A 15,417-nucleotide genomic window follows, 5' to 3' on the forward strand; every position below is an offset into this window, starting at 1 on the left:
GTTTTTATCTTTTACGATTCCTAATTCTCAAATTCTGCAACTCAACCAAGAACTTAAAATACTCGCTCAACAAGCAGGTGCTATTTATCTCGATTTTCATTCTCGCTTTAGCGATCATTCAGGTAATTTGCAGTCAAAATTCACAACAGATGGATTACATTTAAGTTCAGTTGGTTATCAAGTGTGGCAATTTGCTTTATCTCAAAGCGAATCTCGTTTGGCAAAAAAAAGAGATGAAAAGTATCAGAAATGGCTGCTATCTTCGCCCGAATTTAAGTTAAATGGAAAGTCCTATCGTTGGATTTCCTACAGCGTTAAACCGCGAGATACTTTAAAAACGATTGCTCTGGAAGTCTTTGGAACGGATGAATTTGACTACTGTGATTTGATTGCCATCCGAAATCAGCTCATTTCTGAATCGGTTCAAGACTATCAACGGCTTGAAATTCCTGTGATTCAATCCCCTGATTAAACCGACCAAAAATCTAAATAAGTAAAAGCAGACTCTCTACTGAATGTGAACTTCGAGTTTCTAGTCTGCTTTGATCACAACTTTTAAGGATTAATCTATAGAGACATCGAATTGGCTTGTCGAGAAGCCATTTTTTCAAAATAAGCTTGAGTTTGTTGTAACATTTGCTCGCGACTATCTTTACCTTCTTGAGTCAAAGCGGGAACCAAGTTACGAGCCTGCAACGTCATGTGAAGTTGAAGGTCAGCCACATACTCGCTGACATCGTGATGCAGTGAACAAGACGGATATTGTGTCATCTGTGAATGTGAATTCAAAGTGTTCTCCTGGTGGTAAGTCAACTGCAATCGGTAAACACCTCTAGACAGTATCATGCAGAACAGGCTTTCTCGTCAAACGCTTAACGATCTGTAATCCTGAGTCCCAAAGTCGTTTATACTCTGTTACATTTCACTTGGCGACCGTAAACGAGAACCTGATCAACAGAAGACCTACTGGGAATTGCTTCCGGTTGAAAAAATGTTAATAGCCTAGCCCATAGTGGGTAAGCTAAAACAGATTTGAAACCACCTGATGTGTATTCCCTTAAAGATGCAACAGTCAAGTCCTAGCAAGGGTTTGGGATTCTCCCTTCACCTCCGTTAGACTCCTGCTTGATTGTGTTCATTTTTACAATGATCCTTCACAGTATTCACATTTGAACTGTCCACCTGTTCACGAACACGAGTGTTATGGCTAATATTATCGGTGCTGAAGATCCAGATTTACTTGAGGGAACACTTGAGGCTGACCTCATTCAAGGACTAGCAGGGGATGATACCCTGATTGGTTTCCTGGGTAATGATACGCTACAAGGAAACTCAGACAATGACTCGATTCTCGGAAGTCGAGACGATGATCTATTACAAGGGGACGAGGGAAACGACTCTTTATTCGGCGAATTTGGGAATGATACCGTTGAAGGCGGCTTAGGAGACGACTTTTTATTCGGTAACGAAGGCGATGATTTCATCAGTGATATTGGCGGAAGCGATACCCTCTATGGCGGTCAAGGCAATGATACGCTTGTTAACTTAGAAGGCAATGACCAACTATTTGGCGATCTCGATAATGATATCCTCTACACAGGCTTAGGCTTGAATACCCTGACAGGAGGAGCGGGAGCCGACTTATTTGTGATTGGTCGCTCACTCAATGGCGGCTTAACAGATATTATTACTGATTTTCGAGCCGGATTTGATTTAATTGCCTTAACAGATGATTTAGAATTTGAAGATTTAGAATTCGTTCAAACCGGAAACGATACAACGATTATTGATCGCGAAAGTCGGGAAGAATTGGCGATTTTACAAGCCACTCAACGCAATACTCTGATTCGCTCGAACTTTACCAAATCCATCTCGACAATTACTTCTGTCGTGGAGTTTAGTGAACAATCCATTCAAATTCGAGAAAATCAAACTTCTGCTTTTGTAGAAATCGGCATTCAACGGACAGGTTCTCCCCTCAACACCGTTGGCGGAAAATTGTTGCTATCAGAAGCGAATTCTTCGTCTGACGATTTAGACTTGTCCCCTGAAGGAATTGAAGTTATTTTTGCTCCCTTTGAAACCTTCAAACGAGTAACTATTCCTATTAATAACGATGATCAATTTGAAGGAGATGAATCGATTAGTTTGCGGTTAACTGATCCGATTGGCGGCGCCACGATTGGGGAACAGAGCGAATTAGTGGTTAATATTGAAGATGATGAGCGACCCCCTACGCCGACTCCGACACCCACCCCCACACCCACACCCGACGACGATACACTGACTATTCCTCCCACTCCGCCGATTACTGCCTCAACGGTTTCGGTTTCCGTATCACCGACAAACGTTCCAGAAGATCAAGGTCAGGGATTAGTTTATACTTTTAGCCGTTCTAGTGGTTCTCTGTTAACAGGGATTATTGTTGATTTTGCGATCGCAGGAAGTGCTGAGTTAGGAACAGATTATACCGTAACGGGAGCCTTAGAATTTTCCGACGGAGAGGGAACTATTGTTTTTGCACCGAATGAATCTACAACTCAAATAACTCTCACTCCTGTTGCCAATGATATCTTTGAAGCCGATAAAACGATTGAATTAACGATCGCAGAATCGGGAACTTTGTATGAAGCTGATCCAGCAGGTCAGTCCGCCACAGGTACGATTGTCAACGACGATGATCCCCCCGATCCCCCTGTTTACGACTTTAGCAAAGCCGAATTTATTGGGGTTGAAGGCGATCCCGACAATCGGCAACAAGTTGAAATTATTGTTAGTCGCTCGGCGGATGTCGATTTACAGTCACAAGTTGATATTATTTTAACCGATGGCACAGCGATTGAGGGAACCGATTATCAAACTCCGCCTCAGCCAACACCCCTGATCTTTTTACCTGGAGAAACCGAAAAATCGGTATTCGTTGATCTGATTCCCAATACAGAGGAACAACCCTCAAGAAGCCTCAATCTCAGCTTTGATAACTTCCAAATTATTGCAGATGGTAATCCGATTATCGGCGGACAAGTTGGTGTCAATAACCCAGCCGCCACAATCACAATTAACGATGATGACGGCGCCACAACCTACGAGTTTAACAACTCCTTGTTTACAACCTCCGAAGGCGATGTTTTAAACACTGTTGATGATGTCGTTGAAATCATTCGGACAGGACGCCTTGATCCTTCTTCAGTGACGGTAAACTTGCAGGGAATTAATAACGCTTTACCGGGTGTTGACTTTGCCGCAGGGCCAATTACAGTTGATTTTGCAGCGAATCAAACCATTGCAACAGTTCCCATTGAGATCATCGGAAATGTGATTCCGCAGCCGAATAAAACGGTCAGGTTATCGTTAGCCCCTTCTACCGGACAACAGGTTGGGACGGAAAATCCGACGGCTAATTTAATTATTGTTGATGATGACGACATTCCCACCTACGACTTTACCACCAGTCAGTACACAGCCAGTGAAGATGACGGGATAACAGAAGTCGTAACTGTTCTTCGCAGTGGAAATGCCGAGGCGGCGTCCTCGGTGGATGTGGTTCTGACAACGGCAGCATCAGACGGCGCTATACCTGGAGAAGATATTACACCCGAACGAGTTACCGTGAATTTTGCGCCCGGTGAAACCACTCAAACAATACCTCTAGAAATCATAGACGATACGATAGAAGAAGAAGCCGAAGCGGTGAATTTACGCTTGGAAAACTTTGCGCCCCAAGGACAAACAGGTAACACGTTCCCAACTGCGAATTTATCGATTTTAGATAATGATTCGCCTCCAGTTTACAATTTTTCTTTGGCGAATTTCAGCACTGTGGAAGGTAATGCAGTTAATCAAACAACCGTTGTTGAAGTCTCTCGTTCCGGGGAAACTACTAATGCTTCTCGGGTGGATGTGGTTCTGACTCAGCAAACTGCCGAAGCGGGTACTGATTATGTAAACAGCCCGATTACGATTGAGTTTGCTCCGGGTGAAACGACTCAAATCGTACCGATTCAAATTTTAGGTGATGATCGCGTCGAAAGTGATGAAACGCTGGGATTGAGTTTTGACAATTTCATCATTATTGGTAACAATGGTCAGGAAATTGAGGGCGGACGGGCTGGAACGTCGCAACCGCAGTCAGTTTTAACAATAGAAAATGATGATACGGCGACGGTTTCTATTACCGCTATTCAAACTGATGCGATTGAAGCCGATCTGAGTCGAGAAATAGAGGCTCAAAATGGTATATTCCGTATACAGCGATCGCCTGATCCGGTGGGTGAGTTAACCGTTAATTTGACAGTTTCAGGCAATAAACTGTTATTAACTCAGCTATTAACTCAGCCAGAATTTGAGTTGAAAATTGGTGAGGAACCTGTTGAGATAGTGGTTGATGCAGCAACAAATACCGCGACTGCAACGGTAACGCTTCCCAATCAAGCGGCGAGTGTGGATATCACGTTAATTCCCCTTGATGATGATCAAGCTGAAGCTAGTGAATCCCTGACGTTAACGATAGCAGAAATTGACGCTTCTGAATATGTGATTGATTCGGAAGATAACGAAGCAACGGTTACTCTGTTGGCGAATGATACACAAGTCACCCGTTTAACGGATAGCGATCAAATTGACGATGAACAGGCTTATTTTGATGCGGTTGAGGGTTCGTTGCGACAAGCGTTAATTAATGCTGAAAGCTTTTCTGATGCCGATACGATTACCTTTGCTCCTCAAGCTGCTGGTGTTAATACGATTAATTTGGTTGCAGCATTACCCAATATTAACAGTAATATTACGTTTGACGGCCCTGGTGCCAATCGCCTAACGATTCAGCGCGATGTTGAAGAAGCCTTTAACATTTTCACCATCAATGGTGGAATAGTTCAAATTGAAGGTTTAACAATTGCGAACGGATTAGCTGAAGGAACGATAGATGATGCTGAAAATACCACTCAGGGAAGCCGGGGTGGTGCAATTGATATTTCATCGACATCAAGCGTTGTAGTGATAGAAAATAGTGTGATTCAAGGAAGTCGAGCTAATAATGGAGGAGCGATTGCTAACCTAAGCCGTTCATTAACCATTAATAACAGCACAATTACAGATAATACAGGAAGTAATGGTGGAGGTATCCTGAATTTAGGTGGCACAATTCGGATTACTAACAGTACAATTGCTAACAATAATGCTGATTCGGGAGGGGGTATCTTTAACTTTGGTGGATTGACTCTCACGAATAGCACAATTGCTTACAATACTGCTGAAAGCGGTGGTGGAGGTTTGACCAATTTAGAGACAGCTAATCTCAAAAATACCCTGGTTGCAGCTAATAATGCTCCTAATAATCCTGCTGAAATATCAGGATTATTAGGAGCATTATNGTATCCTGAATTTAGGTGGCACAATTCGGATTACTAACAGTACAATTGCTAACAATAATGCTGATTCGGGAGGGGGTATCTTTAACTTTGGTGGATTGACTCTCACGAATAGCACAATTGCTTACAATACTGCTGAAAGCGGTGGTGGAGGTTTGACCAATTTAGAGACAGCTAATCTCAAAAATACCCTGGTTGCAGCTAATAATGCTCCTAATAATCCTGATATTTCAGCAGGAGTAGAGTTTCCCGTTAATAGTGGTGGAAATAACTTAATTGGAAATGCAACAGGTGTTAATGGGTTAACAAATGGACAAAACGGCGATATTGTTGGTGTTGCGCCTGATGCTTTGTTCATCGATACTTTAGCTGATAATGGGGGACTCACTCCAACGATNTGATTGGCGTCGCTATCAATTTCACTAGCTAACACACATTCTCCCCTCAAACCAATAGACTCAATTCCCTTTTCAAACCCTAATCTTAAACCCCCTATTCCCGTTAATAGTGGTGGAAATAACTTAATTGGAAATGCAACAGGTGTTAATGGGTTAACAAATGGACAAAACGGCGATATTGTTGGTGTTGCGCCTGATGCTTTGTTCATCGATACTTTAGCTGATAATGGGGGACTCACTCCAACGATCGCATTATCAACAGGAAGTAGTCCAGCGATTAATGCGGGAGATGCCGAATTTTCGGGCGTATTTACAGTTCCCGGAGCGTTCGATCAACGAGGTGACGGATTCCCTCGAATTGTTAACAATGTGATTGATATTGGGGCGTTTGAGTTCCAAGGTTAACCCATTTGTAGGGGCGCTCTTGCTTGCGCCCTGATATTGCTATAAACCCGGTTTTGCAAATAAACTGGGTTTTCTATTTACCCGAAAAACTGCTATAATATCTTTCAGAATAGACCGAAATCAATACAGTTGTAGTGCTTAAGTTCATTGACCTATTTGCGGGAATAGGGGGTTTAAGATTAGGGTTTGAAAAGGGAATTGAGTCTATTGGTTTGAGGGGAGAATGTGTGTTAGCTAGTGAAATTGATAGCGACGCCAATCAAGTCTATTCTCAAAATTTTCAGCACATTCCCGCCGGAGATATTCGCCAAATTCAATCTTTACCTGAACATGATGTTTTACTCGCTGGTTTTCCTTGTCAGTCTTTTTCCTATGCGGGAAAAAAACAAGGCTTTGGGGAGATTCGCGGAACACTATTTTTTGAAATAATGCGGCTGATTGACACCCATAAACCCAAAGTGTTAATCTTGGAAAATGTGCGGGGTTTAACCACCCATGATAACGGTAAAACTTTAGCGACCATTGAACATGAAATCCAATTAAGAGGCTACAGTTTTTATAAATTTGTTTTAAATAGTGTTAACTTTGGCTTACCTCAAAATCGGGTTCGCGTTTACATGATTGGGGTATTAAACGCATCTCCTCAATTTAACCTGATTTCAGACGTAGGGCCGAAAGATACTCATGCTTATAATGCAGTTCAGCTTAATTCTTATAGTTTAAACGATTTACCACCAAAAGTCAAAGATATTCTCGAAGAAAATCCAGATTCATCGTTTGATTGTTCACCGGAATTTGTACAAGCCTTAAACAAAGTGGTTCAGGGAGATTTTAACAAATTACATGGAGTTAGATTAATTGACTATCGGGGNATTTACCACCAAAAGTCAAAGATATTCTCGAAGAAAATCCAGATTCATCGTTTGATTGTTCACCGGAATTTGTACAAGCCTTAAACAAAGTGGTTCAGGGAGATTTTAACAAATTACATGGAGTTAGATTAATTGACTATCGGGGTGGAAATTCTATTCATTCTTGGGAATTGGGTTTGCGAGGAGAATGTAGCGAAGATGAAATCAATTTAATGAATTTACTGATAACGGAAAGACGCCAGAAAAAATTTGGCAAACATCAAGATGGTAAACCGTTAAATTTTGAACAAATTGCTAGTTTTTTTAAACATCCGAATCTCCCCAAAATATTAGAGTCTCTTGTCAAAAAGCGTTATTTACAAATGACCAACGGACAATATAAACCCGTTTCAGGTAACTTCTCTTTTGAAGTTTATAAATTTCTCGATCCAGAGAAAGTATCTGTCACCTTAGTCGCGAGTGATGCGAATCGAATTGGAGTTTATCACAATAATAGAGTTCGTCGAATTACGCCTAGAGAAGCCGCCCGTTTACAGGGATTTCCCGATAGCTTTCAACTTCATTCTAATCCCAAAAAAGCCTTTTATCAATTGGGAAACTCAGTAAGTATTAATGTAATTACCGCTATTACTCAAGATGTCATATCGATCATCTGGAACAATTCAATGCAGAATATTACCTGTAATATCATGTCCGGTTGAACAGTTATAAATAAACGACAGAGGAGTCAGGAGTCAGGAGTCAGGAGTCAGGAGTCAGGAGGAAATCAAGAAGAAGAAAGAGGAGGATTATGAGAAAGTTTTTTATCACTNCAGGAGACAGGAGACAGAATTGAAACCTTTATCATAAAAGGATTTGACAGAAAAACAGTGTCCTAATCAACTCTTTCTCTGCTATATAACACAATTATAACTTGGTTCAGGAGATAAAATTTCTATTGAGCAAAATTCAAACCCTAAAAAACATCCTGATCTATTATAATGTAATTAAAGTCACAGCAATTTTCCCCCCAAAACAAACATCAACATCGGTTTCAGGCGTGCGTTGGCGTTGGCTGTAATTCCCAATATAAAAATAATCTTCCCCTTCTACTTTATAATCAATCGGTAACGGTTTTGTAGACGGTTGACAAAAGACCATTTCCGGTTCGGGTGCGTCCGGTTCAAGATAGGGAAAATTCACATTCCAAAAACTTCCGGGTTCTAAAGGACGGTTCAATAAGTCTTTTAAAACAATTTGACTCCAGCTTGTTGTTTGTTCCCAGTTAACAGGTCTTCCCCCTTTTCTATATTGAGAAAGCGCAATTCCACGAATTCCATGAAAAGCCGCTTCTCTCACCGCCGCAACCGTACCCGAAATATACACATCTATGCCTAAATTTCCCCCTGAATTAATACCTGAAAGCACCCAATCAATTTGGGGACAAAAATGAGTAATTGCCAGACGAATACAGTCAGCCGGAGTCCCCGCAACAGCGTATTCAGTATCACAACGATGTTCAACATGAATGGGTGATTTTGTTGTTACTTTATGACCACAACCGGATACTTCTTGTTGGGGGGCGACAAATATTCCTTGATGGTTAATTGCTTCAGATAATGCGCGAATACCGGGTGCATCAATACCATCATCATTGGTGAGTATAATCGTCATGTTTAATTTTAGCAAGTAGATTTTTAAAACTCTACAGATAATCTTAAGTTAATATTGCGCTTTTTCTAAATTTTTTTGGGGTAGCCAAATTAGTGCCAAAATGCCGCGACTGACCCTCAACTCAGAACTATCGAGAAAAGCCATCGTAGCTCTATTGTAGAACAGTTAGCACAGCACTCAATAGTCGGATTCGGTATAATACGAAGTAGAATCAATCTAGAGCGTTTAACCATTCAGTTTTCTAAAATTCATGGTACAATCGATTCAAACTCTGACCCTGCAAGAATTTCTAAAGCAGCCAGAAACTAAACCTGCTTGTGAATATATTGACGGAGATATTATTCAAAAACCAATGCCACAAGGAGAACACAGTGCAATTCAAACTGAGTTAGCAACTGCAATTAATGCTTCTCTCAAACAACAACGAATTGCCAGAGCATTTTGCGAACTTCGCTGTACGTTTGAAAATCGTTCAATTGTACCCGATATTTCGGTTTTTACTTGGGAAAGAATTCCCCGACAAGAAAATGGTCGAGTTGCCAATACTTTTCCCATTCCACCCGACTGGATGATTGAGATTCTCTCTTCCGATCAAAGTCAAACAAAAGTCACAAAAAAGATTTTATATAGTCTAAAATATGGAACCCAAATGGGATGGTTAATTGATCCGGAGGATTTATCTATATTTGTACATTTACCCGAGCAAGCGACAACTTTTTATGATCAACCCACAGCCGAATTACCCGTACCTGAATTTGCCAAAAGTTTTAAAATAACCGTACAAAACTTATTTGACTGGTTGCTAGAGTAAGAAATTAACTCTTAACGAACCTAACCGGATGGAACCCATTTCAAAAAACAGCGATTTCCTTGTTTTTCCATAATTTCTGCACCCAAACAAAGATTTGTTTTCGCCCCGTCCAACCCGTCCTCGTCATTGTCAAAGAAACCGGGTTTTTGGGGTTTACCTGACGGAAAATATTTTTTCTAATTAAACTTGTGCGGTTTCAGTGATTGTAGTATTAGTTAATTGTAGCGGTGAATTTGCCCTGACAGCCCGAAACATTCCAAACCGACAAAGACCCGTCCCAAACGCTAACCGCATCAACAACAAAGTCGGGACTTCTCGCAAAGATTTAATAAAACCCGAGAAACCAAAACTCACTAATCCCTGGGGTCTGGCGATTCCTTGCCAAATCGAATCGAACCAAGAAGGTAGGGTTTGTTTTGTCCAATCTGCGGTGCTTACCTGCCCTTCTACAAGCCCCGTTTCAGCTAATAGTTCGGAAAAGCCTTCTATACTCGAAAAAGCCGGATGTGACCATTGATCGAGGAGTTGACGCATCACAGGTTTTTCCCAAACATTAAGCGGAATTTGCCGATCATCGCGTTGATTCCAGTCAGCCACAACCAACACGCCACCCGGTTTGACGACTCGCAGCAACTCTTTAGCAAAAATCGCTTTATCCGGCATATGGGGGCCAGCCTCAACAGACCATACTACATCAAAACTCGCATCGGGGAAAGACAGCGCCATTGCATCATCGACTTGAAATTTAGCATCAACTCCTGCGGGTGTCAACTCCTGGGCGCGTTTGACTTGTTGGGGGCTAATGGTAACTCCAGTCACAGAAAATCCGTAATCTTTGGCTAAAATACGACTACTTCCGCCTATTCCACAACCGACATCTAACAGCGTAGTTCCCGGTGGTAATTTGTCTAAACCGCCCCAGCGCACCATCTCATCTACAAAGTCGATTTTGGCTTGCAAAAAGTCTTTTCGTTGCGGGGGGGAACCATAATGACCGAGGTGGATATGTTCGCCCCAATAGAATTCTAAAATACCATCTTCCGTCCATTGATCGTAGGAATTGGCAACCGAATCAGAGGATTGATAACGGCGAGGGGTAATTAAGTACAAGACAATACCGATGGTCAAGATAATCAGGAAAAGTCCCAGGATGTTAACGAAATTCATTGAAAGAAAGGATTGATATTTTTTGACGATTTGACTCTTAATTTAGCACGAAGTTAGAGTCCTTGAGAACTGAAAGACTGTTGTTCGGGGAAAAACTGAGGAGGAATACAAGCAATAATTCCTTTTCTCATATGATATCCGACTAATCAATTAACGTACTGGTAGGGGCGGGGTCCGCCGAAGATCGAGGGCGACCACTCCGAGATNAAACCCGCCCCGCCCCCATAACACGCATTAATCAACCGGATATCATATCAGAAGTTCGGGTCGTTTTTTGTACGCTAACTTCTCTTGGGGAGTCATTGCATAATATTGGTTAGCACAATCTAAAACAGAATTTACTGCCTTTTCAACCGGAAGATCTCCGAAGATATGGGATCGAAAGATTGAAAAGGAATTTTCCCAAATAGGGTTTTGCGAATTTTGTCTTCAGAAACTTTCAACACACCCGAAAACCCCCCAATATTACGATCAAACTCTGACGTCTTCTGAATCAACGAAAAAATCAGCGAAACATCCTCTACAGTAGCCGATCTAATATTCATATTTAAGTCAAAATAGAACCCCCTAACATTCGTTGATACCGTCGGTTTAACTCCTGCTGCATTAACGGCCAACGGTTTAACGTTTCATCCTTTTCTATCACTTTTTGCGCCGCATCTCTTGCCAATTCTAACACCTCCCGATCTTCAACTAAACTCGCTAAGACAAAATCCGGTAATCCTGACTGACGAGATCCCAAAACTTGACCTGGCCCCCGCAACTGCATATCCATTTCAGCGATAAAAAATCCATCTTGAGACTCTGCAAGAACCTCTAGCCTTTCTCTGGCTTCTGGCGTTGAACTTCCTGCCATTAATAGACAAAAAGATTTGTGTTTACCCCGTCCAACTCGTCCCCGTAATTGATGCAATTGAGATAACCCAAATCGTTCCGCATTTTCGATTAACATCACCGTTGCATTCGGAACATCCACCCCCACTTCTACAACAGTTGTAGAAACCAGAATTTGCGTCTTTTGATCGCGAAATTGACTAATCGCTTCATCTTTTTCCGCACTACTCAGACGACCATGTAATAAACCGATTTGAAATTCTGGGAAAATTTTCGTTTGCAGTTTTTGATGTTCCTCCACTGCTGAACGGACATCTAACTTTTCCGATTCTTCAACTAACGGCAACACCACATAAACCTGTCTTCCCTGCACAATTTCTCGTCGGATTAAATCATAGGCTTCATTGCGTTGTTTCCCCATTAAAATAGTCGTTTGAATCGGTTGACGCCCCGGCGGAAGTTCATCCAATTGACTCACATCTAAATCCCCATGTAACGTTAACGCTAATGTACGCGGAATGGGCGTTGCTGTCATCGTTAAAACATGAGGAGATTCACCTTTTTGTTGCAATCTAGCCCGTTGTTGCACCCCAAACCGATGCTGTTCATCAATCACCACTAACCCCAACCGATGAAAATTTACCGTATCTTGAATTAACGCATGAGTTCCCACTAAAACAGGTAATTCTCCCGTTTCTAATTGGCTGTGAATTTGGCGACGTTTCGCCGTTTTAGTTGAACCCGTTAACAGTTCAACGCTTAAGTGCATTAAGTTAAACCAACTGACTAATTTTCGATAATGTTGTTCGGCTAAAACTTCCGTTGGCGCCATCAATGCCGTTTGGTATCCGGCTTGAATAGCCGCTAACATTGCTACAACTGCGACTACTGTTTTTCCTGCCCCTACATCCCCTTGAACCAACCGATTCATCGGTTCAGAAGATTGTAAATCAATCAGAATTTCTTTGATGACTCGTTGTTGAGCATTCGTTAATTTAAACGGTAAAATTTCATCAAACTGTTGAATTAGTTTTCCCGTCGGAGCAAGAACGGCGCTAGTTGCCGCTTTTTTTTGAGATTGACGTCGTTGTAACAGTCCTAATTGTAGATAGAAAAACTCATCAAATACCAAACGGCGACGGGCTGCGGCTAAACAGTCTCTATCTGGGGGAAAGTGAATATTTTGAATCGCATCTTGTACTCCAATCAGTTGATAAATATCCAATAAACCTTGAGGTAACGTATCTTGCAACTGGCTCGTTGTTGGTAAAACCGATAAAACCGATTTTCTAATTAAGTCAGCACCCACCCCTTCACTCAGGGGATAAACAGGCACCACCCGACCAATTTTCATCGAGTCAATTTGCCCCCCTTCTTGGTCTAAAACTTCCAATTCAGGATTATCTAAAGTAATTCCATATTTATTACTTTTCACTAACCCCGAAGCCGCGACAATCGTACCCTGTGGGTAGTTATATTTTTGCTTATTTTGCCATCCCGCGTTACTATATCTCGGCCCTGCGAAAAAACGACTAATTTTGAGTTGTCCGGTACTATCCGTTAAGATTAAATCTAAAATCGTTAATTTCTTATTTCTAGGACTGCTAAAACAGTTACACCGTTTAACCTTAGCAATCAGTGTTACTGTTTCTCCCGGAACTAAATCTCGAATCGCAACTTGACGAGCATAATCAATATGATCTCGCGGATAATAGTATAATAAATCATAAACCGTATACNATTTTGAGTTGTCCGGTACTATCCGTTAAGATTAAATCTAAAATCGTTAATTTCTTATTTCTAGGACTGCTAAAACAGTTACACCGTTTAACCTTAGCAATCAGTGTTACTGTTTCTCCCGGAACTAAATCTCGAATCGCAACTTGACGAGCATAATCAATATGATCTCGCGGATAATAGTATAATAAATCATAAACCGTATACAAGCCCAGTTTCGCTAAACGATATGCATTTCTAGGCCCGACGACGTTCTCTAAAGGTTGTTCTAAAGAAGAAGCAGCATTCGGTGATTTCTCAACAATTGGTAGGGTTTGAATCAGGGAATTTGTCGGAATAGATGCCGGAATTTGTTGACTTCTTTCAGTGATTTCTTCGACTTTTTCACGACAGTCAAGACTTCGCTGCATTTGCAACAAAAACCGCCTTGTATCATCCAGAAGGTTTTCTCTATCTTGCAGACTTTTTTCTGAATAATTCGCAAACGCATCTACCATTTGTTGACAGCGATTTTTAGAGTCTCCGGGAACAAGGTTAAAAAGTTCGTTTAAGCTAATATACAAAAACTCGTGAAATTGGTGATGCTTTCCCTGAACATTATTAAATCCCCTTTCGGCTTCAACTGCAATTGCTTTTTGTAAACGCTCCCAGTCTGGTTGGTTACTTTTCATTGTTCCAGTTGACTAAAAAATAGAAGTTTATCTGATTTTATTAATCCAATTAAACCGACTCCAAGTCATTGAAAACTCAAGAATCAAAACATTGGCTTGTCTATCCTTTCTAGGGTAACAGCCTGAAGCTGTCTTCCTCTAAAAGTATAGAAGTTTTTAACTTGAAAAATCAAGAAAATTCACTTTTATTTGACATTTTAGGAAATTTTCGCTAAGATAATAGCATAGGCTAGTCTGGGGTTCTTCGCCCTTACACTTGAACTATAAATCAACACCCAGACAATAGCCCGTCAACCCTTCGCCTCTAGCCTTCTACGGCTTCAGTGTTTAAGCGTTCTGCTCAAACCAACTCGCTCGCCAAGCCGCCTCAGCTTCTAAAACAGCCCGTTCTCGTTGTTTCTTCTGATAACTACGTCCCAGCTTGGTCAACTGAGCAGAGAGATTGCGAATCTGATGACGTTTTGACATCACGGCTGTATCTGCAAATTCAACTTCAGACAGACGCAGATGCACAGCCATCACACGAGTCACATTAGAAATCTCCTCGTCCTCGATGTCTTCGGTTTCAATCATCAAGTTCAGGAGGTTAGGCGGACTCGCAACAGTTTGTGCCGAAGTTTCCGCTAGAGAAGCCGCTTCTAAAAGGGCTTCTGGTAGTTTTTGGGGGAAAATCTCGGATTTTTGTAAGCATCGGTTGGTATCGCGAGACAGGGTTTTCAAAAAAGCATGAATTGATTTTTCCAGCTTTTCTTGCCACAAAGCCAACCGTTCAGGAGAACTCAAGGGCTGCGGAAGAGCCTGTTGAATCAAAAAATCAGTAGAGACTTCAACAGATTCATCTTCGGGGGTGAAATCTTCTTCTAAAGAATCATCGTCCTCTGGTTGTTCCTTCAAAGCTTGAGAGGCGGAGGAAAGTTGCACCAGAGACAGAAAAGTTTTTTGAGCGTTTGTAGCTAACGTTTGCAAATTTTGTTGAAATTTCTGCCGTTGTGAAAAGGAAAGCTTCAGAAAAGATTCTGGATAGCCCTGAGTACATAAATGATAACTCGCCAGAATCAACTGTTGGCGAACTGCTTTTCCTAAAGCCGTGAGATAATTTTCATAGGCGTGATCAAATTCATGAGCTAACTTGGCGATTGCCTCTTCTAAAGAAGCGAGATCCTCCTCTATGGCTTTAAGCGATCCTGTCATTTCTGCAATTTGATGGAGAAAGCGTCAATATTAAACCGTAAAAACTAATCCGTTAGCCGGGTTCAGGTGTCAATTCTTAGCTATAAAAATCTGAGGAAAAACTGCCGAATCATTAATTTTCCCAATGATAAATCCAGTTTCCGGTCTTCTACCTTAAGCAACTGAAATAGCTTAGATTTAAAAGCCCCAATCGCCTCTAATGATAATTTGAATCGGGGCCAATCAAACTTTTTTGCAAGGTTACTTCTGTCCAAAAAACGGCGCTTATTCAGCCGTCTCTTCCTCTGCATCAACCCCCTCGCCCAGAAC

At 41.5% G+C, this 15,417-nt stretch carries 11 protein-coding genes and 1 pseudogene; 6 read left to right on the plus strand and 6 right to left on the minus strand.

Annotated features, from left to right (window positions below; all coding sequences use genetic code 11):
• On the plus strand, window positions 1-472 hold a 472-nt coding region (locus WN50_RS18860), incomplete at its 5' end, for a hypothetical protein (protein WP_049560249.1).
• A gap of 95 nt (window positions 473-567) precedes the next feature.
• Here the strand turns inward: WN50_RS18860 and WN50_RS18865 are convergent.
• Window positions 568-771, minus strand: coding sequence for a hypothetical protein (locus WN50_RS18865; RefSeq protein WP_046278253.1), 204 nt, complete (start codon window positions 769-771; stop codon window positions 568-570).
• Window positions 772-1,203: 432 nt separating this feature from the next.
• On the opposite strand from WN50_RS18865, the gene WN50_RS37715 reads away from it, so the two are divergent.
• From WN50_RS37715 to dcm, 4 genes are all read left to right on the plus strand, one after another.
• On the plus strand, window positions 1,204-5,371 hold a 4,168-nt coding region (locus tag WN50_RS37715), incomplete at its 3' end, for a Calx-beta domain-containing protein (protein ID WP_425354825.1).
• 597 nt (window positions 5,372-5,968) lie between these two features.
• Window positions 5,969-6,172, plus strand: a complete 204-nt coding sequence (locus WN50_RS36390) for a choice-of-anchor Q domain-containing protein (protein WP_072075608.1) — start codon at window positions 5,969-5,971, stop codon at window positions 6,170-6,172.
• Between the two features lie 134 nt (window positions 6,173-6,306).
• Window positions 6,307-7,043 (plus strand): DNA cytosine methyltransferase (locus tag WN50_RS37720; protein ID WP_049560270.1); only part of this gene is annotated, 737 nt, incomplete at its 3' end.
• Between the two features lie 24 nt (window positions 7,044-7,067).
• Complete coding sequence (gene dcm / locus WN50_RS18890; protein WP_235441027.1) at window positions 7,068-7,745, plus strand: DNA (cytosine-5-)-methyltransferase; 678 nt, start codon at window positions 7,068-7,070, stop codon at window positions 7,743-7,745.
• A 274-nt stretch (window positions 7,746-8,019) separates the two neighbouring features.
• On the opposite strand, the gene surE is transcribed toward dcm, so the two are convergent.
• A complete protein-coding gene (gene surE / locus WN50_RS18895) occupies window positions 8,020-8,697 on the minus strand; it encodes a 5'/3'-nucleotidase SurE (protein ID WP_046281377.1) in 678 nt (225 codons plus the stop codon).
• Window positions 8,698-8,947: 250 nt separating this feature from the next.
• Between surE and WN50_RS18900 the strand changes: the two genes are divergently transcribed.
• The gene (locus WN50_RS18900) at window positions 8,948-9,508 is read left to right on the plus strand and encodes a Uma2 family endonuclease (protein WP_046281376.1); all 561 of its coding nucleotides are present in this window, start codon (window positions 8,948-8,950) and stop codon (window positions 9,506-9,508) included.
• Window positions 9,509-9,688: 180 nt separating this feature from the next.
• On the opposite strand, the gene WN50_RS18905 is transcribed toward WN50_RS18900, so the two are convergent.
• The 4 genes and pseudogenes from WN50_RS18905 to WN50_RS18925 form a co-directional block, all read right to left on the minus strand.
• A complete protein-coding gene (locus WN50_RS18905) occupies window positions 9,689-10,675 on the minus strand; it encodes a methyltransferase domain-containing protein (protein WP_046281375.1) in 987 nt (328 codons plus the stop codon).
• Between the two features lie 547 nt (window positions 10,676-11,222).
• Window positions 11,223-13,248, minus strand: a 2,026-nt coding sequence (gene recG / locus WN50_RS18915) for an ATP-dependent DNA helicase RecG (RefSeq protein ID WP_152964868.1), incomplete at its 5' end; no start/stop codon positions are given.
• Between the two features lies 1 nt (window position 13,249).
• Window positions 13,250-13,917, minus strand: a pseudogene (locus WN50_RS37180) (ATP-dependent DNA helicase RecG); the annotation flags it as partial.
• Window positions 13,918-14,244: 327 nt separating this feature from the next.
• Window positions 14,245-15,108, minus strand: a complete 864-nt coding sequence (locus tag WN50_RS18925) for a hypothetical protein (RefSeq protein WP_046278889.1) — start codon at window positions 15,106-15,108, stop codon at window positions 14,245-14,247.
• Window positions 15,109-15,417 lie beyond the last annotated feature (309 nt).

The organism is Limnoraphis robusta CS-951 (assembly GCF_000972705.2).